21 protein-coding genes are annotated in these 22,096 nt (G+C 55.4%); 1 reads left to right on the top strand and 20 read right to left on the bottom strand.

All coding sequences use genetic code 11. From position 1 onward, the window contains the following. Nucleotides 1-15: 15 nt before the first annotated feature. The 18 genes from EKG36_RS07085 to EKG36_RS07000 form a co-directional block, all read right to left on the bottom strand. Entirely contained in the window at nt 16-840 is an 825-nt protein-coding gene (locus EKG36_RS07085; protein WP_126482478.1) for an SDR family oxidoreductase, read from the bottom strand. Then, nucleotides 837-2,177 carry a polysaccharide pyruvyl transferase family protein gene (locus EKG36_RS07080; RefSeq protein ID WP_126482476.1) on the bottom strand — a complete coding sequence of 447 codons (1,341 nt, stop codon included), beginning with the start codon at nt 2,175-2,177 and terminating at the stop codon, nt 837-839. Before EKG36_RS07080 ends, EKG36_RS07085 begins: the two co-directional genes overlap by 4 nt. Continuing rightward, a complete protein-coding gene (locus tag EKG36_RS07075) occupies nt 2,170-3,084 on the bottom strand; it encodes a Gfo/Idh/MocA family oxidoreductase (RefSeq protein ID WP_185827497.1) in 915 nt (304 codons plus the stop codon). Before EKG36_RS07075 ends, EKG36_RS07080 begins: the two co-directional genes overlap by 8 nt. Before the next feature lie 52 nt (nt 3,085-3,136). Continuing rightward, a complete protein-coding gene (locus EKG36_RS07070) occupies nt 3,137-4,003 on the bottom strand; it encodes a class I SAM-dependent methyltransferase (protein ID WP_126482472.1) in 867 nt (288 codons plus the stop codon). A gap of 57 nt (nt 4,004-4,060) precedes the next feature. Beyond that, nucleotides 4,061-4,858 carry an SDR family NAD(P)-dependent oxidoreductase gene (locus tag EKG36_RS07065; RefSeq protein WP_126482470.1) on the bottom strand — a complete coding sequence of 266 codons (798 nt, stop codon included), beginning with the start codon at nt 4,856-4,858 and terminating at the stop codon, nt 4,061-4,063. Further along, nucleotides 4,839-5,555 (bottom strand): acylneuraminate cytidylyltransferase family protein, encoded by a 717-nt coding sequence (locus EKG36_RS07060; protein ID WP_126482468.1) that lies wholly within the window; start codon nt 5,553-5,555, stop codon nt 4,839-4,841. Before EKG36_RS07060 ends, EKG36_RS07065 begins: the two co-directional genes overlap by 20 nt. Before the next feature lie 51 nt (nt 5,556-5,606). Then, nucleotides 5,607-6,674 carry a nucleotidyltransferase family protein gene (locus tag EKG36_RS07055; RefSeq protein WP_126482466.1) on the bottom strand — a complete coding sequence of 356 codons (1,068 nt, stop codon included), beginning with the start codon at nt 6,672-6,674 and terminating at the stop codon, nt 5,607-5,609. A 14-nt stretch (nt 6,675-6,688) separates the two neighbouring features. Beyond that, nucleotides 6,689-7,885, bottom strand: coding sequence for a UDP-N-acetylglucosamine 2-epimerase (neuC, locus tag EKG36_RS07050; protein WP_126482464.1), 1,197 nt, complete (start codon nt 7,883-7,885; stop codon nt 6,689-6,691). Beyond that, entirely contained in the window at nt 7,882-8,901 is a 1,020-nt protein-coding gene (neuB, locus tag EKG36_RS07045) for an N-acetylneuraminate synthase (RefSeq protein ID WP_126482462.1), read from the bottom strand. The genes neuC and neuB overlap by 4 nt, the downstream gene beginning before the upstream one ends. Next, nucleotides 8,898-9,524, bottom strand: coding sequence for a NeuD/PglB/VioB family sugar acetyltransferase (locus EKG36_RS07040; RefSeq protein WP_126482460.1), 627 nt, complete (start codon nt 9,522-9,524; stop codon nt 8,898-8,900). The genes neuB and EKG36_RS07040 overlap by 4 nt, the downstream gene beginning before the upstream one ends. 34 nt (nt 9,525-9,558) lie before the next feature. Beyond that, a complete protein-coding gene (locus tag EKG36_RS07035; RefSeq protein WP_126482458.1) occupies nt 9,559-10,569 on the bottom strand; it encodes an NAD-dependent 4,6-dehydratase LegB in 1,011 nt (336 codons plus the stop codon). A 113-nt stretch (nt 10,570-10,682) separates the two neighbouring features. Then, entirely contained in the window at nt 10,683-12,515 is a 1,833-nt protein-coding gene (locus EKG36_RS07030) for an ABC transporter ATP-binding protein (protein ID WP_126482644.1), read from the bottom strand. A gap of 91 nt (nt 12,516-12,606) precedes the next feature. Continuing rightward, nucleotides 12,607-13,398, bottom strand: a complete 792-nt coding sequence (locus EKG36_RS07025; protein WP_185827496.1) for a phytanoyl-CoA dioxygenase family protein — start codon at nt 13,396-13,398, stop codon at nt 12,607-12,609. A 24-nt stretch (nt 13,399-13,422) separates the two neighbouring features. Beyond that, nucleotides 13,423-13,854: a GNAT family N-acetyltransferase gene (locus EKG36_RS07020; RefSeq protein WP_126482454.1), complete on the bottom strand. Its 432-nt coding sequence runs from the start codon at nt 13,852-13,854 to the stop codon at nt 13,423-13,425. Nucleotides 13,855-13,890: 36 nt separating this feature from the next. Beyond that, the gene (locus EKG36_RS07015; RefSeq protein ID WP_126482452.1) at nt 13,891-14,580 is read right to left on the bottom strand and encodes a WbqC family protein; all 690 of its coding nucleotides are present in this window, start codon (nt 14,578-14,580) and stop codon (nt 13,891-13,893) included. Next, nucleotides 14,577-15,668 carry a DegT/DnrJ/EryC1/StrS family aminotransferase gene (locus EKG36_RS07010; protein ID WP_126482450.1) on the bottom strand — a complete coding sequence of 364 codons (1,092 nt, stop codon included), beginning with the start codon at nt 15,666-15,668 and terminating at the stop codon, nt 14,577-14,579. Before EKG36_RS07010 ends, EKG36_RS07015 begins: the two co-directional genes overlap by 4 nt. Continuing rightward, nucleotides 15,665-16,534, bottom strand: a complete 870-nt coding sequence (gene rfbA, locus EKG36_RS07005; protein WP_126482448.1) for a glucose-1-phosphate thymidylyltransferase RfbA — start codon at nt 16,532-16,534, stop codon at nt 15,665-15,667. The genes EKG36_RS07010 and rfbA overlap by 4 nt, the downstream gene beginning before the upstream one ends. A gap of 113 nt (nt 16,535-16,647) precedes the next feature. Further along, nucleotides 16,648-18,984 (bottom strand): polysaccharide biosynthesis tyrosine autokinase, encoded by a 2,337-nt coding sequence (locus tag EKG36_RS07000; RefSeq protein WP_126482446.1) that lies wholly within the window; start codon nt 18,982-18,984, stop codon nt 16,648-16,650. 611 nt (nt 18,985-19,595) lie between these two features. Between EKG36_RS07000 and EKG36_RS06995 the strand changes: the two genes are divergently transcribed. Continuing rightward, on the top strand, nt 19,596-19,856 hold the full coding sequence (locus EKG36_RS06995) for a hypothetical protein (protein WP_126482444.1): 261 nt from the start codon (nt 19,596-19,598) through the stop codon (nt 19,854-19,856). A 353-nt stretch (nt 19,857-20,209) separates the two neighbouring features. Here the strand turns inward: EKG36_RS06995 and sthA are convergent, their stop codons facing one another. Further along, nucleotides 20,210-21,601: a Si-specific NAD(P)(+) transhydrogenase gene (gene sthA, locus EKG36_RS06990; RefSeq protein ID WP_126482442.1), complete on the bottom strand. Its 1,392-nt coding sequence runs from the start codon at nt 21,599-21,601 to the stop codon at nt 20,210-20,212. A 146-nt stretch (nt 21,602-21,747) separates the two neighbouring features. Beyond that, nucleotides 21,748-22,005, bottom strand: a complete 258-nt coding sequence (gene nqrM, locus EKG36_RS06985; RefSeq protein WP_126482440.1) for a (Na+)-NQR maturation NqrM — start codon at nt 22,003-22,005, stop codon at nt 21,748-21,750. Nucleotides 22,006-22,096 lie beyond the last annotated feature (91 nt).

The following is a 22,096-nucleotide window of genomic DNA, read 5'->3' as shown; positions in this document are numbered from 1 at the left end:
CCCTGGGTCGTGTCATTACCAGGCGCTGAGGCCGCCATCCACGAACAGGTATTGGCCGGTGACGTAGCACGAGGCGTCGGAGGCGAGATAGAGCAGCGCACCGACAAGGTCGTCGGCCTCGCCCATCCGGCCCAAGGGCACACGTTGCGAGTAACGGGCGACGAACTCGTCGTTCTGGCCGCTGCGCACGCCGCCGGGCACCAGCGTATTGACGCGGATCCCGTGTGCCGCCCAGGCGGTCGCCAGGTAGCGCGCCAGTCCCGCCACCCCGGCCTTCGAAGCCGCATAGACGGGTGGGGTGTTGATCGCTTGCCCCAGGTACTCGGAGCCTGCATAGATACGAGCATCGGCTCCCAGCTGGCCATAGATGGAACCGGTATGAATGATGCTCCCGCCTCTTCCCTGCTCGATCATGCGCCGCCCTACCGCCTGCGAGACCAGGAACACGCCATCCAGGTTGACCGCCATGATCCTGCGCCACTCGTCCAGCGAGTAGTCCTCGGCCGGAGAGAAGAAGGCCGACAGGTCGTCGGACTTGCTGGCGGCGTTGTTGTGCAGGATGTCGATGCCGCCGAAACGCCCTACCGTGCGCGCGACCAGCTCATCGACAGACGCGGGTTCGGCAACGTCGCATGCCCAGCCGGCGCAGGCGACCCCGGTGATCTCGCTCAACTCGTCGGCCCAACGCGCGGTGTCCTCTCCGTCGAGGTCCGCGACCACGACATGGGCGCCGAACTCCGCCAGGGCACGACTGAAGTGCCGGCCGAGAACCCCTACGCCCCCGGTGACGACGGCGACTCGCCCCCGAAGATCGAAGAGCCGGTGATAGGGAGCGCTCATGAGATCACCATGGAGTGGGAGACACGCTGGGCATGTCGGGCGGCGAGGATGCCGACGTTCTGCTCGGCATAGCAGGCACTTCGCCTGGCAGTGGCCCGAAGCCTCTCGCGCAGTGCCTCGCCCTGATCGATCAGGTCCCGCGTCTGGCGAATGATCGCCGCCGACTGAGACGCCAGTGCGAAGGGGTCGAAGGGCTCGCCAGGCAGCCCGGCATGATGCAGGAGTGCCTGCATCTTGGGAGTGTAGGCGCCCAGGGCGACGGTGGGCGTGCCACCGGCATGGGCAAAGACGCCGGAGTGCCAGCGCCCCCCGACATAGGCCAGGGCGTTACCGATGATGTCGATGGCCTGCTGCACGGGGGTGGCGATCCCCACCAGCGGCATGTCCAGTTCGGCGGCGACCGCCCGAAAGATGCGCTCGTCCTGCCAGGAGGCGGCCACCAGCAGCACCGGTGCTATATCGGCCGCCAATCTCCGGCATAGCGCCACATAACCGGCCACGGGATCGATCGATCGGTGTCCCCGGCGCAGATAGCTGGAACTACCGCCGACGCATACATAGGGCCGTGCGGGGTCGAAGCGTGCGGCCCGGGACGGCCAGCCATCGAAGTAGCCCGGACGGGCGGCAATCGGCAACCAGGCCTCAGGCGGCGCCGGCGTCAGCCGATAGGCGGCATCGGCCGCGATTCGCGGGCGGCACCAGTCGCCGCAGGCGCGGGCGGAATCCGCCTCGCGGAAGACCACCTCGTCGAGGCGGGGATAGACCTCCCGGGCAATCGCGGACAGCACTGGATGTGCCAGATCCGCGCTGTGGTTGACCAGTGCCGTTTCCTTGTCCAGCCAGCATCTGGCCAGGTAGGCGATGAAAAACAGCATGCGGCTCTGTCGCAGGTTGCCATAGATACATCCCTCGCCGCTGATCATTACCAAGTCGCTGTTCGTCAGCGCCTGGCGAATATCCCGCAAGGCTCGTCCGTCCATCACCGCTCGCGCCTTGGCATCGAACTCTGCCCAGCATGCGGGTACCGCGTCCGGGTAATAGCGGGCCAGGCGATTCAGCACGCCCCGCCCGATACGCCGGGGGGCGGCACCGCCGGGAAGGCGGCCGGCCACACCATCCAGGCTGCGACGGTCGGCGTATTGCGGTGCCGTCAGGCGCGACTCATAGAGCGTGTGTTCGACGGTCCCGCCTGCCTCATGGATCAGCGTTCTCAGGGCCTGCGACGTGGCCCGTGCTCCCCAGTTGTGGGTATTCGAGGTGTCGTTGACCAGGCATACCCGAATGCGGTGGGATGGCTCGTGCTCCTGCCGATTGGGTGACGATGTGTTGTCATTCATGGATCAGGACCTCACGACGGCTATCCAGCGCTTCCTGACCGGCGATCAGTGTGCGGAGGATATCGAGCGTATTGACGGGATCGATGATGGGTATCCCGCCACGCACCTGGTGGGCAAACGCCCACAGCATTCGCCGAAACATGCCGAAGTTGTCGGTGATCGCATGGCGAGTGATTCGCTCGCTGCCGTATAGCGCCAGCTCGAAGTGCGGTGGCACGCTGCCCAGCGCATCGACGGTTATCCGACTGCCATCCTGGAGCAGGATCGCCACCCCCTGATGGATGCCAGGCAGCGGCTGGACGCTCTGTGGCCGTGACGCCACCAGCGACAGACTGGCTTCCAGCATATGGATGCCGTATTTTTCCCAGTCGTTGAGAATAGTGCCGCACACCAGCTTCAGCTCGCCGTACTCGGCCAGCCGGCTGCGCGGGACATCGAGTTCGGTGGCGTAACGCATCGCCGAACAGGACATCAGCTGTCCGGCTTCGAGGTATGGCGTGAAATGGTCCAGGTCCCGGCGATCCAGTGTCAGGGGCTTGTCGATCAGCACCGGCATCCCCGCCTCGAGGAAGGGGTCGGCCAAGGAGCGATGGCTTTCGACATCGTCGCGGGCGATGATCACGGCATCCACCTCACCCAGCATGTCCTGGGGATGCCTCAACGCATGCTGGATATCAGCGGTGCGACACAGGGCCTGCGTCACTTCCTCCGCCTGGGTCCAGGCATGAGTCACACGGAGATCCGCCACCCCGAAATCGGCAGGATCGCGACAGGTGATATAGTCGTGGATGACCGGCCAGCCGGACTCCCTGAGGCCCGCATAGCAGTAGCCGTTGATGATGGCGGAATAGGAGAAGGGATGCCCATTGCCCGGACTGCACCCCAACATTCCGATCCGAATGCCCATGCCGTTTCGCTCCCTTGCTCGATCGAGCCAGTCCAGCTCGACGGTTCCAGCGCTACTTCGTACCCACCAGGCGAATGCCCAGCACCGCTCCGACCGCTCCCCCTCTGACGAGCGCCTTGCGCCAGGCATGGGGCAAGCCTTCCAGCAGCCGTTCGCAAGCGCCGACCAGACTCAGGGGGCACCGCAAATACCGACCTCGCGCGCCGATATAGACGGTGACGCGCGAGAATCCGACCTGCCGGAACAGCCGTTGCAACTCGATGGTCGTGTATTCCTTCAGATGGAGTCCTGTCGCCACGTCGTCGAAGTACTTCGAGACATCGTGCGGCCCGCTCAGGCGGTTGGGCGTGATACAGACGTAGTGCCCCCCGGCAGCCAGCGCCTCATATATGTTCCTGAGCTGCTGCCAGGCATCGTCCGGATGCAGGTGCTCCATCAGCTGATTGCTGTAGGCCACATTCACGCATCCCGGCGGTACCGGTACACTGCTGCCATCCGACAGGAAGAGCTCGAAGTTCTCGGGGCGAGTTGCATGTCGGGTGATCGCATCGGAGACATCCACGGCATAGACCCGCCGAACACGTCCAGCCAGTTCGAAGGAAAGCGCACAATCACCGGGGCCAATCTCCAGGAAGGTATGCGCTTTGTCCAGGAAGCGACTCAGGAAGGACAGCTGCGCCTCAACGGCCTGTTGGACTTCCGAGGGAGAAGACTTGCGAGTCAGCTGAGGGTGCTGCGGCACGCGCCGATAGAGTTCATCGTAGAGCGATGAGTACAGCACTCGCCGCTCCTCTGGCAAGGCGTCGCGCAACCGCCTTGCCAGCGCCTTCTCGACTTGATAGTGGGCTCGAATCATCTCCTGCGAACGCCGGTTCGTGCTCCTTGCTGGCCGGTGCTGCCCCATCGGCTGCTTCAGCATGACATTCCTCCTCCCCCCAGTACCCAGCTTCGTCCCTCAGCAACGTCCGAAGCCGCGTCACCAGACAGCCCACCCTCCATCCACGCAGATGTTCTGACCGGTCATGTAGGATCCGGCGTCACTGCACAGCAGCGCTACTACCCCTTTCAACTCATGGGGTTCGCCCAGGCGTCCCAGTGGGGCCTTGGCCTCGAGGCGTTGCATGAAGGCCTCGTTCTCGCGGGTCACTGCGTGGGGGAAGGCCCCCGGGCTAATGGCATTGACGCGAATGGCATCGGGCGAGAGGAAGCTTGCCAGATAGCGAGTGAACTGCAGTACGCCAGCCTTGGCCGCGCCATAACTGGGAGGATTGGCATGGTCGGTCCCGAGATAGAGCCGATAGTCCGGCGCCACATGCCCGTACATCGAGGCGATGTTGACAATGCAACCCGACCGCGCCTTGAGCAGGGGATAGCACCGCTTGACCATGCGGAAGACCGAATTCAGGCTGATGTCGATATCGAGGTACCAGTCGTCCTCCTCGATGCTTTCCCAACTGTTCTTGCGTCCCGACCATGCATTGTTGATCAGGATATCCAGGCCACCATAGTGATCCCGCACATGCTGGACAGCATCGGTGACTGACACCGGGCTCGTGACGTCCAACTCCAGGGCCAGGTGTCGTCCCTGAGGCCAGCTGTCCAGCAGAGATGCCACCTGTGCCCGGCAGCGTTGGCCGTCACGGCTGGCGACCACCACGTTGGCTCCGAGCTCGGCCAGAGCCTCACAGATGCTGCTGCCCAGGTAGCCAGCACCACCGCTCACCAGGGCAGTGCGTCCGCCGAGATCCAGTAGATCATGGAGTGACTTGGTCATGCTGCAGCTCCCTTGCCATGAGTTCTGCCAGGCAGAAGTCGCATTCGTTATCGATGTCCAGGGAATGCTTACCAGAAACCATCACGGCACCCGCATGGCCGAACAGCATACCGGGCGTAGAGGGGGTGAGGCGGTCTCGCCTAAACGCATAGACATCACCACTGAGCTGATAGGCCACGGGCAACTGCTGGCGAGGAAGCCAGGGTACGCTTCCCTCTATGTAGCTGCGCGGTACATCGTCATCGATGTGCCAGGCCCGGTGGGGATTGAGCTCCGCAGGCTTGAAGGTCGCAACGGAGTCGAGATTCTGTTCATGCAATCGACGGAGACAGCGCAAAACGTCTCGCTCCTGACGCAGGGGTGAAGTCGGCTCGAGCAGCAAGGCGTACCGAGCGCTCTCCCCTGCTCGGTCCAACCACTGGGAGAGCTCCAGGACGGTCTCTATCACCAGTGCCGTATCGCTGGCCAGATGGGAACTCCGTTCATGGATTTCGGCTCCATGTGCCTCCGCGATGTTGGCAATATCGCCGCAATCTGTGGAGACAATGATGCGGTCGATCGCGTCGATGTGTCTGGCAAGATCGATCGTCCAGGCGATCAGCGGCTTTCCCAGAAGGGGCCGGATATTCTTCTGGGGTATATTTTTGCTTCCACCCCTGGCTGGGATGATGGCTATGACTCGTTCGCTATCGATCATCATGGTAATCCTTAACTGGCAAGTCTTCAGGCACCAGGAGAGCAGAAACGATCAGGCCGGTGTAGACCTTAGCTGAGCCATCGTGTCACAGTACTGCTGCCACTCGCCGGTATCCAACCATGCCTTGTCACTGATCGGATAGACACCGACGCGTCCACCGCGTTGTTTAACGCTTTCGATCAACTCGGTGAGGTGGTAGAAACGATCTGAAGGAATGTCATCCAGAACCGAAGAATTCAACACATACAACCCTGTGTTAACCAGAAAGTTGTAGCGAGGCTTTTCACGCATTCCACACAGCTGCCCATTATCGACGATCTCACAAATCCCATAAGGAATATCATAGTTCCTCAGAGACACGACCATCGTAATGTCATTTTGTTCACGCCTGTGATGCTCCACCAATGCATGATAGTCCGTCTTTATGATGACATCGCAGTTGGTAACAATTAGATCACCTTGAACTCTACCTGCCAAGGCATGAAGGCCACCACCAGTACCCAGAGGCTTATCTTCATAAAGATAATTAAGTCGATATGAAGGCTCAAGCTCCTCGAAAAAGGCCTGAATCAGTTTCGATTTGTAGTTAACCGATAAATAAAACTCATCGATACCATAGTCGGCGAAGGAGTCGATGATGACTTCAATTGCCGTGCGATCACCAACTGGAATCAATGGTTTGGGCAGCACATTGGTAAAGGGTGCCAGGCGCGTCCCTTTTCCTCCAGCCATGACCACAACGGGCATACTCAATGAGACGCTGGTTTTTAACGGCTCTTCCTCCTTGAAGAGATGATCCCAGAACAGGACACTCAAGATATGACCATCATCGTCCAGAATGGGAACGGACGTGATATGCTTTTCTAACATGGTTTTCTTGATCAGGGACTGATCTTGCTCCTTCGTTGCAGCGTATGGCGCACGATTACAGACATCCCCAACGATACCGTCCAGGTCTCCTCCTCCAAGAATCCAACGTCTTACATCTCCATCGGTCAGGGTGCCCAGTAGGCGTCGGTCTTGGTCTGTGACGTAAAGAATCTTTCTTTGCGTCTCTTCGAGTTGGTGCAAGGCATCCAGAACATTTCGGCCTTCCGCTATCAGTATTGAATCAAGCATGATTGTCTCCCCCTTCACTCCAGGAAATCAAAGGGCTCAAGATCAAAGAATGATTTGATCCTCAATGACTGTCCCAGTGGCGTCTTCTTCAGGGCATCCTTAATTGCCTGTGAGACGTTCCCCTTACTGTCACCTTCATAAGGGTTATGCATTCCCTCCAGGCTTTTTCGAAATTCTACACTCCTTGCCCGAACAACCCCCTGACGAATACTCTCTGGATCGCAGGTGACAGAGATGATATTATCGGCCTGAATTCTTCCCTCCTGACGCCTTCCAATATTGACAACCGGCAGACCGAAGGATGGTGCCTCCAATAAACCACTGGAAGAATTTCCGACCATCAAGTCCAGATGAAGAAGGCAGCTCATGTACCATCGGTGCCCCAAGTTATCGAACAGCCGGCTTCGATATGGGAATAGCGCACACCACTCTTCCAGCCTTGCATTGATCATCCGCCCCTGAGTATCGGCATTGGCCTTGGAAAAAACGACAAAGAGGTCATCGACGGCTTCCAACGCCTCTAACAACGCATCGATCTGCTGTTCTGCGGCCCCGTCGGCTTCACCCGTAACCGGGTGATAGGTTACGATGGCAGTGGGCTGATCAAGAGGCAGTTGCAGAGCATCACGTAATGCATCTCGATTCGGCAATGCCGTACGGTGCAAATGATCAAGTCCCGGCGCGCCGAAATTGAACGTCAGGTCTGGATTCTCCCCCATCTGCAAAATCCGGCGTCGATAGGCCTCGGTGGCCACGAAGTGGATACTCGCCAGCTTTGTCACGGCATGCCGGAAGTATTCGTCCAGCGCTCCACGGCTGGTCTCTCCCCCGTGCAGATGCGCCACGGGGATCCCCTCGACCACCGCTGCCAACGCCACCGGCACGATTTCGAAGCGGTCTCCCAATACCACCACCAGGTCGGGTCGATCCTGCGCCAAGGCATCGCCGAAACTGGTCATGGCCAGGCCCATGGCCCGCGTCATGGCAGTGCGAGTGTCCGATGCCAGCAAAATCTCGATACGCCGATGAATGCGGAAACCGTCGTTCTCGATTTCCCGGACCGTCAATCCGAACTCCGTGGACAGGTGAGAGCCTGTCACCACCAGCTGAAGCTCGAGCTCAGGATCCTCGTCGATTTCACGCATCAGCCAGTACAGGAGTCCATAGTCGGCCCGTGTGGTAGTCACTACATACAGACGTCGATGATTCATGCCAGGTCACCCCAGTCGATGAGCTCATCTGCCTCGATTCGGCGCGATGCGCGGCGTCCAACTACGGCGTCCAGGCATTGGGGTGACAGCCCCGAGCCGGGGCGCTTCAAGGTCAGGTGCGTACGTGTAATGACCTCCCCCTGCACGATCTCTCGACTCGCGGTAACGCTCTTGCGTACGACTTCGAGATTGAGCATTTCGCAGGGTGCTGGACGCTTGCGACCATCCCCCCTGGCACTTTCGACATGCCGGATGGCCTCCACCATGCGCCTGAAATCGCCGGGAGGCAGAGAGGCGGCATGGTCCGGTCCCGACATGTCCGGATCGAGTGTGAAATGCTTCTCGATCACGGAGGCTCCCATCGCCACAGCAGCAAGAGGAATCTCGATTCCAGCCGTGTGATCTGAATATCCCACTCTTGTCCCGAAACAGGCACCAAGAGTCTGCATGGCCGACAGATTGATTTCGTCATAAGGGGCCGGGTATTCGGTGACACAGTGCAGCAAGTCGATCCTGCCTGCACCGGTCCGGGACAAGGTCTCGACGGCGGCTTCGATCTCGCCCAGCCAGCTCATGCCCGTTGAGAGGATCACTGGCTTTCCAAACCGGCCGATGGTCTCCAGCAAGGGAAAATTGGTGATTTCCCCCGACGGTACCTTGAACAAGCGCATTCCCAGTCTATCCAGGAAGACTGCGCTCTGCTCATCGAAGGCACTCGACAGGAATTCGATGTTACAGGCACGACAATGGGCCTCGATAGCCACAAAGTTGGCTTCCGACATTTCCAGGGCTTTCAGCATCTCATACTGTGACCTAGCCTGCGGGACGGCGCGATACTGATAAGTGGCACTGGTGGCTTCTTTGGTGACCATCAGATCCGTACTGAAGGTCTGAAACTTGACGGCATCCGCGCCGCACTCCCGGGCCTGCTCCACCAGTTCCAACGCCAGGTCCAGCGACCCATTATGGTTCACCCCAGCCTCAGCGATGATGAAACAGGCAGCGGTATCGTTCATGCGATCCTCCTGGCAGGTATCCCAACGTAGACCCCGGGTGCGGTGATATCCTGAATCACGGTGGCCCCTGCACCGATCATGCAGTCCGCGCATACACGGACAGCGTGAATGAGATTGGCTCCAGTGCCAATCATGCAGTGATCGCCTACTTCGACACCGCCGCTGAGTGTTGCTCCTGGCGCGACATGCACGTCATCTCCCAACACACAGTCATGATCGACCGTGGCATTGGTATTGATGATACAGGCACGTCCAAGCTGACTCCCAACTACGACGACGGCGCCATCGAGCACCACAGTGCCATCTCCCAAGCAGACGCCGGCATGACAGAGCGCACCAGCTGAGACAACCGGAGGCAAGCGGATACCCACGGCCTGTATTTTTTCGAACAGCGCTAAGCGCTCACTCTCGATCACCGTCTTTCCCACGCCCAGGGCAGCACAGCTCGGAAGCATCACATGTAGCGATGCGAGAACATCGTCGTTCCCCAGATAAGGGGTCTGAACCAACTCTCCCTCGTCAGCCAATGCCGTATACCCACGAACGTCATGACCAAGAGCCTTGAGGGTATAAATCAGCACGCGAGCATGACCGCCGCCGCCAATCACCAGGAAATCACTCACGTTATTCAATGATCCTAAGGGGCCATCACATCAGCTAGAGGCTATAAAGATGCGACTTGTACCGGGCCAGATGATCGGGATCTCGGAACCACTCAATGGTCTTTCCAAGGCCATGGCGCAGGCCCGCCACGCCCTCGTGTTCGGGCCTGTGGTCCAGAAGACGTTGCGCCTTATCAGTGCCGGCCAACAAGCGATCGACCTCGCTTGCTTCTGGCCGCAGACGTTGGGCATCGGTCTCGATCATGATCTCGCATTCCATCAGTTCGGCAATCAGTTGTGCCGTCTGTCCGATGCTGATCTCGAAACCACTGCCGATATTGACGACTTCCCCCACGGCATCGTCGCACTGGGCGACACGTATGAATCCGGCGACCGTGTCGGAGACATAGCTAAAGTCGCGTGTCGGGTGAAGCGCCCCCAATTGCAGGCAATGGTTGCCTGAGGCCAACTGGGTAATAATGGTGGGGATCACGGCCCGCGCAGACTGGCGAGGCCCATAGGTATTGAATGGGCGGATCAGAGACACCGGTGTCGAGAAGGAGCGATGAAACGACAGGGCAAGCTGATCTGCTGCTATCTTGGAGGCGGAATAAGGGGATTGGGCCTGCAGCGGATGCTCCTCTGTGATAGGAACGAAGTGGGCGGTACCATAGACTTCACTGGTGGAGGTATGAATCACCCGAGACACTTCCAGCTCACGCGCCGCCTGGAGGACGTTCAAGGTACCCAAGATATTGGTATCCACGTAGCTGTCGGGGGAGCGGTAGGAGTATGGTATGGCAACCAGCGCGGCGAGGTGGAACACGACATCGCAGTCACACATGGCCTGGCGGATACCATTCGGGTCGCGAATGTCACCCGCAATGACCTCAATATCACGTCGAACCAGTGGTGAGGCCTGCTCAAGCCATCCCCAGCTGTTGAAGGCGTTGTACATCACCAAAGCCTTGACGTCGTGGCCGCCCTCCACGAGCGCCTCGGTGAGGTGTGAACCGATGAATCCATCGGCTCCCGTGACTAAGATCCTTGCTTTCTTCAAGTCCATACTCCCTTCTCCCGGTCACTTCTTTGATCACCTTATGTAGACTTGTTCCGTGGGGAGCAAATCCGGATCCCGTAAGGCCTTTTGACCAACAACCTGACTAGGGAAAATCGGCGTTATACCAGCTTGGCCATGCGCTTGAAGGTGTCATTACGTTCGGCCAATTCGTCATACCGCCCTTGATCTATAACCCGACCATCCGAGAGCAGGTAGATACAATCACACTGACTCACCGTCGCCAGACGATGCGCAATCAAGACGATCGTCTTGCTGCCGGAGAATGCATGAATGGCATTCATCACCTGTTTTTCGGTAATTCCATCGAGCGCACTAGTTGCTTCATCCAGGACCAGGATGCTGGCATCGAAATACAAGGCCCTGGCAATACCGATACGCTGGCGTTGTCCCCCGGACAGCTGGATACCGCGCTCGCCGACGGGCGTGGCAAGCCCCTGCGGCAAAGAGGCAATCAATTCATCGAGATACGCCAGACCTGCGGCCTTCTTGACACGGCTCTCGTCGATCGCCTCCGGCGCGATCCCGAAGGCGATATTCTCAGCAATACTGGCATCCGACAGGAAGATACTCTGGGAAACATAGCCGATAGTGTATCGCCAGGCCCGCTTGTCGACTTCGGGGAGGGGAACACCGTCGACCAAAACCTGACCATTATCCGGGTAGATGAGTCCTAGCAGAATATCGACGGCCGTGGACTTTCCGGACCCTGAGGCGCCGACCAGACCGATCACCTTATTGGCGGGAATATCGAGGCTCAGGCCATTCAAGGCCGGTTCATCCTTTCCAGGGTAGTGAAAGACGATATTAGACAGCCGAATGCCGATGTTCAGTGTTAACCTATGACATGCCACATCATCATGACATGGAACGTGAGTTTCTTCAGGTTGTTGCTGATCGTTTCCCGAAGATTCTCGGGAAGCCATCAGGTCATCGTGAATGACTTCGAATGCCGCAATATTACTGCGGATACTGGAAACTCCCTGATAGATCTGCTGGAAGGCGGGCAAAATTTTAAAACCAGCCAATGCATAGACTGACATGATCGGCAGCATTTTTCCCAGATCACCCTCGTGAACGGACAACAAATACAAGACCAGAAAGATGATAGAGCCGAATGCGATCAGTTCCATCGCGTAGCGTGGCAGCTGAGTCAACAATTGAGTAATACCGTTGACGCGGGCAAAATCATCGCTTGTCTGACGGAATCTTTCGATAAAGCTATGCCCCCTACCCAACACGAGGGCGTCTTTTATACCACCAAAGCCGTCAGACATGGTCTTGTAACGTAATGTCTGGATGCGCGATATCGACCTACCATTGTTCGTGAGCTTACGTCGTACCGTCACATAAAGTAGAAAATAGGAAGAGGAGAAAATCAGGAGACCGAACAACGCCACTCCAGGATTGTATATGACAAGCGTCAGGGCCATCATTGAACTCATCAAAAGCTTGGCATTGACATCGATGACAGGCTTGATGATACCCAGGCTGACACGTTGGCATTCCTGTGAAATATGTTTCGTCAGAGTACTGCTGCTTCCCTGTACATGAAACAACCAAGGTTGCCTCATGTAATAATCAAACAATCGGCTACTGATATCGACACCTATCTTGGCACCGTACATACACATGCGCCAAGTCGTATATATGGAAATCAGCGCCGCCGATACCAGAATCGCCAAGACCACGACGCCCAGCCAGAACAGGAAATCCAAGGGATTGCTGATCCCAGAGGCATGATAGATATCGGCCAGGACACCCTGCCCTTTGAGACGCTCAATATCGCCGACAATGGCCATGAAGGGGCCAATTGACAGCACACTGAGAATCTGGGCAATCGACATGATGACAATCAGAATTTGCAAGCGCAGCAATTTATTCCGCTGCTCTCTGGTCAGCAGGGAATAGAGAATCCTGAGTGAACCCAACATAGTCTTCAATAAGTTCCACGTTGAAGCCGGTGAGGTGACAATGTCATAGAAGGCGATACAAAGAAGCATCAACACTGGGAGAATTCAGAAATTAGCCCTGGCCTGCCTTGTACAAACGTTGATCCACCGGCTTGTACCACTCTTCATGACTCGTCGGAACTCTGCAGTTATAACCCAGTACCTGACGAGTGAGTTCCGTTAGCCCTTCGCCATATTCTTCACCCAGCATCCTGGCATAATCCAGCTGCGGTTTCAGGAAGGCACGCCCAAAACTCAAGGTGAGGGCTACCCTGTTGCGGCTTGTGATGTTTATACCTCCCTTATGCCATAAGTAGGAATTGAACAATGCCACTGAACCGCCGGTTGCCAGCAGAGCATCACACTTGGCGTCGAATTCTTCGTCGGTGGGTTTTTCTTCTTTCATATGCGAACCGGTCATAACCTTGGTGGCACCATTGTCGAGATTAAAGTCATCCAACATGACCAACATATTGACTCTCAGTGAATATCCTGGAATGAATGAGCCGACATCACGGTGAAGCTTGTGAATGTAAATATTTGTATCAGGAAAGCCTCCTACCGGGGTACAGGCATTGAGCGCATATGGCTTTCCATCAAAAAATCGAGACAGGTAATCATGGAAAAGATGACTATCCAGAAACTCATCTATGCTGTCCTGACCTCCCACTGCCTGGTGGGCTGTACCATCCCCCACTTCATTTATCTTATTCACAACCTGATAGTAGGTACAAATATCGATCCATTTTAGACAGTCTTTTCTCAGCCGATCGACAAACTCCTTGTCAATGACATTATTGAATATCACCCAACCATCGTCGCTCATTTTCTTGTCAAACAAAGTGCTATCCATAAACTCAGACATTGGCTTCATCCTCATTTATGAAACCTACTTGGATACCGATTCACATACGGGCAACTCGAGACCATAGATGTCTAGCTCCTCATATTTGACCTCGAAGCCACGGTTCTCATAAAAATGCAGGGCTCGTTCATTGCCTTTCCTAACTTCAAGAGCAAGGGCTTCCATCTGGTTCTTTCTTGCCCAACCAATCGCCTGATCTAGCAACACATCTGCCAGGCCGCTTCCACGCGACTCGGGTGAAACGATGATCAGGCTCAAGAATGCTGTTCGTGTCTGGCTGTTATTACAGTAATAGGCGATACAACCGATCATTCGACCACGACTGTAATGTGTCAATATCTCCGCCATGCTCACCAGTTTTTTCACGTAAGCATCGACATCCGATATTGCAATGAAGTCTTCTTTACGAGCGGCCAATTCATTTTTGACCAGCAGCTTTATATCGTCTTCCAGCATACTTGATGGCGACCAAATCCTTCAGGATTGAAAGAGCTATACAATATCGTACTCATCGAGAAGCGCCATCGCCTGATCCTTGGAACACCACATCAAAACGTCGATCATTGACAAGTTGGGAACGAACTCGTTCTTTCCTTGATTATAGTGGACTTCTCGAGGCTCCAGGAATGAAAGGTTATAGCCACAAGAAGAAAACTCTTTCTTATCGTAAATCAATCTACCGCCAGGACTGTTCACGTATTCACACGCACCCAGTGAAGAACATATTTCCATCAAGTTTTGCGATCTCCCTGGATGTTTATTGTATTCCATACGACTGGATCTGAGCAGCGGAGTCCCAATCTCCAAGTAATCGAGCACCTCTCTAATGCCACTGCTGCACATGTCCGTTATGTCTCTATCCTCTCTTTCCAACACCTCCTCTACCATGGGAAACACTGCATCAAAATACGGGGCTTTGGAATACGCATGCCGAATGCTCTGCAATACACCACTGACGTTTCTTGAAAAGCTCAATGTGTAAATTTTCTTGTGAATGGAAGCTCCCATAACCGGCACCGTGAATCGCCATTTACGACCTTGGTAGAGTATGTAGTTGCGATTGATATACCCTCTAGGTATATAATTGACATCATCGTAAAGAACAAGCGTATCAACACACTTGGCCAGTTGATAATAACCCAAATAGGGAAACAAGTAAGGTTGCATGACTGCAACTTTCATTTCACTGCCTGACGCGTCAGCTCAATGATACTCTCTACATCGCCTAGTCCAAGCTCAGGGTACAGTGGCAGACAAAGCACCTTCTCGGACACCGCCCTCGAGTTGCTCAAGCAATCCTTACCAATTTTGTTCGAAAGCGTTTCAAGAGATGGGTAGAAATATCGCCTTGGGAAATAACCCGCTGCTTCAAGGATGGCTTTCGCATCACACAGAATGGCTTCATTCTCGAAGACGATGGGAAAATAAGAGTAATTGATCTCACAATTCGGAGTTATTTCTTGGAGTTGAAAGGTGTCCTTGAGCCCGGCCTGGTACCGCCCCCAGATTTCGGCGCGTCGCTCCAAGATATCTGCCATGTCATCCAGCACGCAAAGTCCCATAGCCGCTTGGAACTCATTCATCTTGGCATTGATTCCCAATCCTTCCACCTTGCCATCGCTGGACTGGCCATGATTGATCATATGACGTGCACGTTCGAAGTCTTCCCGGTTCCGGAAGACAATGGCACCACCCTCAATCGTATGAAACAGCTTAGTGGCATGAAAGCTCAGGGTCGTCGCATCTCCGTACCGCAAAAGACTTTTGCCGCGATACTTGACGCCGAAGGCATGGGCACCGTCATAAATGAGCTTGAGTTCATGGCTGGCAGCGATCTGCTCCAATGTCTCCACGTCGCAAGCATTACCGAACACATGGACAGGCACCAAAATCCTGCTGGACTGATCCAGGGCCGCGGTCACCCGACGAGCGTCCAGACACCAGCCTCGCGCGTCAATATCAACATATATCGGGTCGATGCCTTCCCAGCGGAGTGAACTGGTGGTGGCAATGAAACTGAAAGGCGTCGTGATTGCCGTCGCATCTTTCGCCCGGGAGGGAATGGCTACAGCGCGATAGGCGATCTGCAATGCGAGAGTTCCGTTGGCCACCAACAGGAGGTTCTCGACGGACAAGTGGGATTCCAGTCGGGATGTCAACTCCTCGACCAGAGGGCCCTGATTGGTCAGCCTGCTACGTGAATAGATCCCGTCGACGTAGCGGGCGAACTTCTCCTGGCTCGGCAGGTACGGTTTTGTAACAGGAATCATTGCTCTTTCACCAGCTCAAGCAAATACTTGCCATAGCCATTTTTGGCATAATCGTTTCCCGCTCTTGACAGCGCATTGGCCGACAACCAGCCATTATTGAATGCAATCTCTTCCAGGCAGGCTATCTTGAATCCTTGTCGCTTCTCGATTGTCTCGACAAACTGGGAAGCTTCCAGCAAACTTTCATGCGTACCGGTGTCAAGCCAGGCAAAGCCACGCCCTAAAAGCTCTACCCTCAAGTCACCGCGATCCAGATAGGCTTGGTTGATGCTGGTGATCTCCAGTTCGCCCCTCTCGGACGGCATCACCTGCTTGGCGAACTCCACCACGTCATTGTCATAGAAATACAAACCAGTCACTGCATAACGTGATTTGGGATTTTTTGGCTTTTCCTCAATCGAGATGGCTCGCCTGTCTCGATCGAACTCTACGACGCCGAAGCGTTCAGGATCCTTTACCTGATAGCCAAAAACTGTCGCACCGGCTTCCCGCGCGGCCGCTTTCTGCAGTATCGGCGAGAACCCATGCCCATAAAAGATATTGTCTCCAAGAACCAGACAGACACTGTCGTCTCCAATAAATGACTCACCGATAATGAAAGCCTGGGCTAGGCCATCGGGATTCGGTTGAACTGCATACTCCAGTGTCAAGCCGAACTGACTGCCGTTACCAAGTAGGCGCTTGAAGCAATATTGCTCTTCCAAGGTCGTGACAAGCAATACCTCACGAATGCCAGCCAGCATCAATACGGAAAGCGGATAGTAAATCATCGGCTTGTCATAAACAGGCAGAAGCTGCTTGGAAATCCCCATGGTTATAGGGTACAGGCGAGTACCGGAACCTCCAGCGAGTATTATCCCCTTCATGAGAACTCCTTGACGCCCAGCGCCTGTTAGACACAGACAGCAAACATTCACCTAAACTAGTGCTGTGCCAAAGTGAATCTACCACTCATAAATCAGACAAGCCCCGTCCTTAATCAAACCACCCTCTTCCTTTCAGAAGCATGCCTCCTTGTTAAATATTGATAGTGATAATATCCATAACCATATGTCGTTGCAGCTTTCCGCTGAACACCATTGATTATGCAACCTTTCACTTCAACACCAACATGTTCGAGGCGACTGTAAGCAAGCCTGATTTCTTTGGGTGGATTCACTTGAAAGCGCGCAACCATCAGCGTCGTTCCCGCATGTCTGCCAATGATGCCCGCATCGGTGACTGCCAGCACAGGAGGCGTATCCATGATCACCAAGTCATAATCGCTACTGACTTTACTTATCAGGTTCGAGAACCGGTTGCTCATCAATAACTCTGATGGATTGGGTGGGGCGATGCCGCGTGACAGGAAATCCCACCCCTCGATCCCGGTGGATTTGATGGCCTCCTCTACTTCTATCCTTCCGCTAATCACCTCGGAAAGACCTTGAGTAGAATCATAACCGAATGCACGATGTAGATTCCCTTTTCTCAAGTCCGAGTCAATAACCAGTACATTTTGCCCGCCCTGCACGCAGACAGCACTCAAATTCAAGGTAACGAAGCTTTTCCCCGCATCTGGACTCGGTCCACATATCATCAGGCAGTTATTGCTAGCATCCATCATCGCAAAGTGCAGTGCTGTGCGAAGACCTCTGATTGCCTCAACTGCCGTATCCTCAGGATGAAGATTAGCCAAAACCCCCGAGTTAGCCGAGCTTGACTTGTTTATGCGTCGTTTATATCTCGGCTGCTCAGAAGATAATGGGATGGCAGCATAAACTGGAAATCCTAAGTTTTCCAATTGATCGGGGCTTTCCACACCACGATTAAACAGCCCCCGGACTATCACTATAAAGACGGCCATCACAAACCCCAGCAAAGAAGCAATGGCCACCATGCTGAATTTATTAGGGTAGATCGGTGCCCGCCCAACTTCAGCTTTGTCGATAATCCTCAGGGTTCCAACGGTGCCGGCCATGGCCAATTCCAACTCTTGCAACTTATTCAGGACATTGACATAAATTGCTTGGGTCACCTCAACATCCCTGGTTCGGCGAATTACCTCTTGCTGTGCCGCGGGCATCTGGTTCACCCGTTGGTCCAGCCGATCTCGCTCCTCTGAAAGATATGCCTTCTGCCGCAGTATCGACTGATAAGTAGGATGATTGCGTGTGAAGCGTTGGGCCACCTCAGCTTCCTGGATGGTCAATTCATTGAGCTTTCTTTCAATTTCAATAAACTGCTCGATGACTGAAAGGCCCTCTGCATCCAAGTCGATACTATCAACACTGGCCCGATACTCACTCAAACGATTTTCGGCACTCGCCAACTGGGCACGCAATTCAGGTGCTTGCTTCTTGAGAAATTCAAGGCTTTGTTGAGTGGCTTCAGCTTGGCGCTCTACATTCTGAAGCAGGAATGTATCAACGATTTCATTCAAGGTAAGCCGAAGTTCTTCCGGGTCAGTACCTGTCAATGTAACTTCCAACACCCCGGTGCTGCCAATCCTGGCACCGGCCCCAACCTCGGAAATGGTTAACCGTGATGACAAAGCGTTGATAGCCGCGAGCCTGGATGATTTCACAAAAGTAAATTCCGCTCCTTCATGCGCTTCAATTGAATGAATTTTTATAGAGATTCCTCCATCTAGCAAGAGGACCTCCTCGCCAACATGGCCTTCTCCCAACACCTCGCCATCCATATAAATCAGATACCGTTCGCCACCAACGACTTTTAGTGTTATTGGCTGTCCTCGCAGTTGGTCACTCACATCGAAGTGTGCAACTCTGATCTTTTCACCGCCCCATACAGCCGGATAATGATCGATAGCTTCCTGAAGACCTATACCGCTTTTTTCTAACAAGCCACCGACTAAAGGCATTTCACTAACATTCGGCCTGGAAACATTATTCCTCAAAACATAGTCGCCAATGACCGGCAATTTCCTCGGTGACACCCGAGTGTCAAGAGACCGCTTTTTGACAACTTTACCCAGCACCATGCGCGAACGCAGAATCTCGATCTCGGCTGCTATATTGTTTCCTTGATTCAATATGCCTGCAGCTTGGTCTGTATTACCTATTGGACTGACAGTCCCTCTTTTTTCAACTTGCACTAAAGCATCACTTCTATAAACCGGCACTTGCAGTTCGGCATACACGATGCCTCCGATGGTGAGCAACATAACGGTCAATATAATCAGCCACTTGTTATCCAGCAACATCCCTAACAAGCGGCCAACATCTATGACATCATTTGCCGGCCTTGGAGAATAATTAAAGCCTGGTTCACCGGGCGGGAAATCCCCACCACCCTTACGTGAAAAGCTGTTCATATAACGTTAGTCACTCATTTTGAAGTTTGAGGGAAAATCTTCCACACGTAAACTCCATCTCAACACTCAAGATAATGACACACACTTTGCATTATGGAGAGAAACCATTGTTCAAGTTTGTTATTGAAACCAGGAGGTGGGGGAGCACAACAACAGGCCTAGACATATGATTTCTTATTCTCATTGCGTGAACTCACGCTACCGCCCCAGGGGGTCATGCCTGACGCATCCCTGTAGCCTTGTCGATAGTGATATGCCGCCCAAGCCGGCGGGCCTATATAGCATTGATGACAAATGCAGCGAATTTACTGAATCACATGTATCGCTACGTTCCATTCACAAGGTTAATTTATGTAACTTTGTCTGCATCACCATTTTTTTCACTGACTAATGTGAAAACAATGACTGAATCTGCAGGACGCAAGTACGAGATTAACCATACTGCAATTAGTTTGACTCCTCCTTGGGGAGAGGATGACGTTTTTCGTGGTCGATTAGCTTCATTGAGGGCGTGAGGAGACGACTCGAGGGACCTCGAGCAGGCGGCAGGCCGAGGGAAGATATAATCGTGCCAATGATGCCGCTACTACAACGAGTTCAAGACGACTGTCATGCATGTAGAAGCGGCAAGGGTAGTGGCTAGCGATGCCGAGGAGAGGCTGGTGTATGTGTTGGCGGTTGAGACGTGGGAGATCACGCCACTAGTACTTACCAGCGCTGATCAATGGCTGGATGGTGCCGGACAAAAGGGCGACAGCTGCGGCACGTCGCCTGGGAAAGCCATGAACGTGGCCGAGACAATCTTCACTGCGAAGAATCATCGGCTCACTATCCTGGCCTTTCTTGTTTTCGATTCGCTATTGTGTCAATAGTCAGGATGTTGTCATGACAGATCCGGTCATCGCTGCAGTGAACAGGCAAGACGGTTGTCCGCGGGCTGGTCATGAGCCAATGGGAGGCCGTGAAGCAGGCAGGCCTTTCGACCAACAGCCTGCAATGCTTGCTGGAGGTCATGGACATCAATCCTCAGTCCATCGAAAAGACTCACCCGGAGTCAGTCGGGTCGGTCGATCGCCTAGCGCCGAAAGTGGCTGACGCACGCGCCAACCCGGCTCGCTCCAGTGAGCCAACAGCGCGATGTTCTCATCGCCTGATCACGATGGGACGATGCTGCCTCCGTGTCGCTAGTACCCATGACCAGGTGGTGCGCCTCCGGCACGGCTGACTAGAAGACCCGATTCAACCCGTTCTGCGCCGCCACCCGGTAGGCCTCGGCCATGGTCGGGTAGTTGAAGGTGGTGCTGACGAAGTACTGGAGGGTGTTGGCCGCCCCTTCCTGCTGCATGATGGCCTGGCCGATATGCACGATCTCCGAGGCCTGATCGCCGAAGCAGTGGATGCCGTAGATCTCCAGGGTGTCCTGATCGAAGAGAATCTTGAGCATGCCCACGGTGTCACCGGTGATCTGGGCGCGGGCAGTATCCTTGAAGAACGCCTGGGCGACCTCGTAGGGCACGCGGGCCTCGGTCAGCTCCCGCTCGTTGCGGCCGAAGGAGCTGATCTCGGGGATGGTGTAGATCCCGGTGGGTACGTCGCTTACGTAGCGGTAATCACGGTCGAGCAGCTCGTCACAGGCGTTGAGGCCCTGGTCGTAGGCGGCGCTGGCAAGGCTCGGCCAGCCAATGACATCCCCGGCGGCATAGATGTGCGGGATGGCGGTGCGATAATGATCGTCGACCTGCAGCTGTCCGCGGCCATTGGCCTCGAGGCCGATGGTCTCGAGGCCCAACTCGTCGGTATTGCCGGTGCGACCGTTGGCCCACAGGAAGGCATCGGCGCGCAGCCGCTTGCCGGACTTCAGGTACACCGTGACACCGGACTCGTCGCCCTCGACGCGCTCGTACTCCTCGTTGTGACGGATCAGTACGCCATGCTTGCGCAGGTGGTAGGAGAGCGCATCGCTGATCTCGTCGTCGAGGAAGGACAGCAGGCTACCGCGGTTGTTGATCAGGTCCACCTTGACCCCGAGCCCGGAGAAGATCGAGGCATACTCGCAGCCGATCACCCCCGCGCCGAAGATGATCAGGGTGCGCGGGGTATGCGACAGGCTGAGGATGGTATCGGAGCAGTAGATGCGCGGATGCCGGAAGTCGATGTCCGCGGGTCGGTACGGTCGGGAGCCGGTGGCGATGATGACCTTGCCGGCAACCAGCTCTTCCAGGCTCTCGCCCTCCCCTCTGACGACCAGCGTATGGGCATCCTTGAAGCGAGCCACGCCGCCGTAGAGGTCGATACGGTTGCGGGCATAGAAGTTGGTGCGCATCGCCACCTGCTGGTCGATGGTGACCCGGGAGCGCTCCATGACCTTGGGGAAGGAAAACCAGCGGGGCTCGCCGATATCCCGGAACATGCGGTTGGTGTTGAAGGAGAGGATCTGCTTGACCTGGTGGCGCAGGGCCTTGGAGGGGATGGTGCCCCAGTGGGTGCAGTTGCCTCCCACCATGGGCTGCTTCTCGACCACCGCCACGCGCCTGCCATGCTTGGCGGCGTTGATGGCGGCGCTCTCGCCGGCCGGGCCGGTGCCGATCACCACCACGTCGTAATTGTGGACTGCCATGGATCCTGCTATCTCCTGTTAGCCATGGATACGAGGGGCAAGGTCGGGGGGGCAAGGGGCGAGGGGTCAGGCGCTACTCCTCTCATCGCGCAGCAAGCGGCTCTCCCGCCACCTCGAACCTCGCCCCTAAAACCTCGAACTTCGCGTCAGCGCTTGGTGGCGTCGTAGCCGAGGTCGGCCCCGCGGCTCTCGTCGCTACGACGACGTGCCCCACCGCTGCGCTTGCGGTTCTCTTCTTCGCATACCTCATCCTTGCCGCCGCAGACCTCGCAGCCTTCCTTGAGGCCGAGCTTGTTGAGGCCGCCGCAGCTGCCGGCGATGGGCTTCTGACCGAGGATGACGCCGATCGCCATGGCGGCCATGATGACCAGCATGAAGGCAAGTACCACGAGAAAGGTGCTCATTGGAGTGCTCCGTCGCTATCGCTGAGATGGTGCCACCCTTGGGACAACGACAGTTACCGTCGCGCTCCCTAAGGTACCGTCGCCTGATATG

The organism is Halomonas nitroreducens, assembly GCF_003966155.1.
Lineage (GTDB): Bacteria > Pseudomonadota > Gammaproteobacteria > Pseudomonadales > Halomonadaceae > Halomonas > Halomonas nitroreducens.
This window is presented reverse-complemented; position numbering and strand designations above follow the sequence as displayed.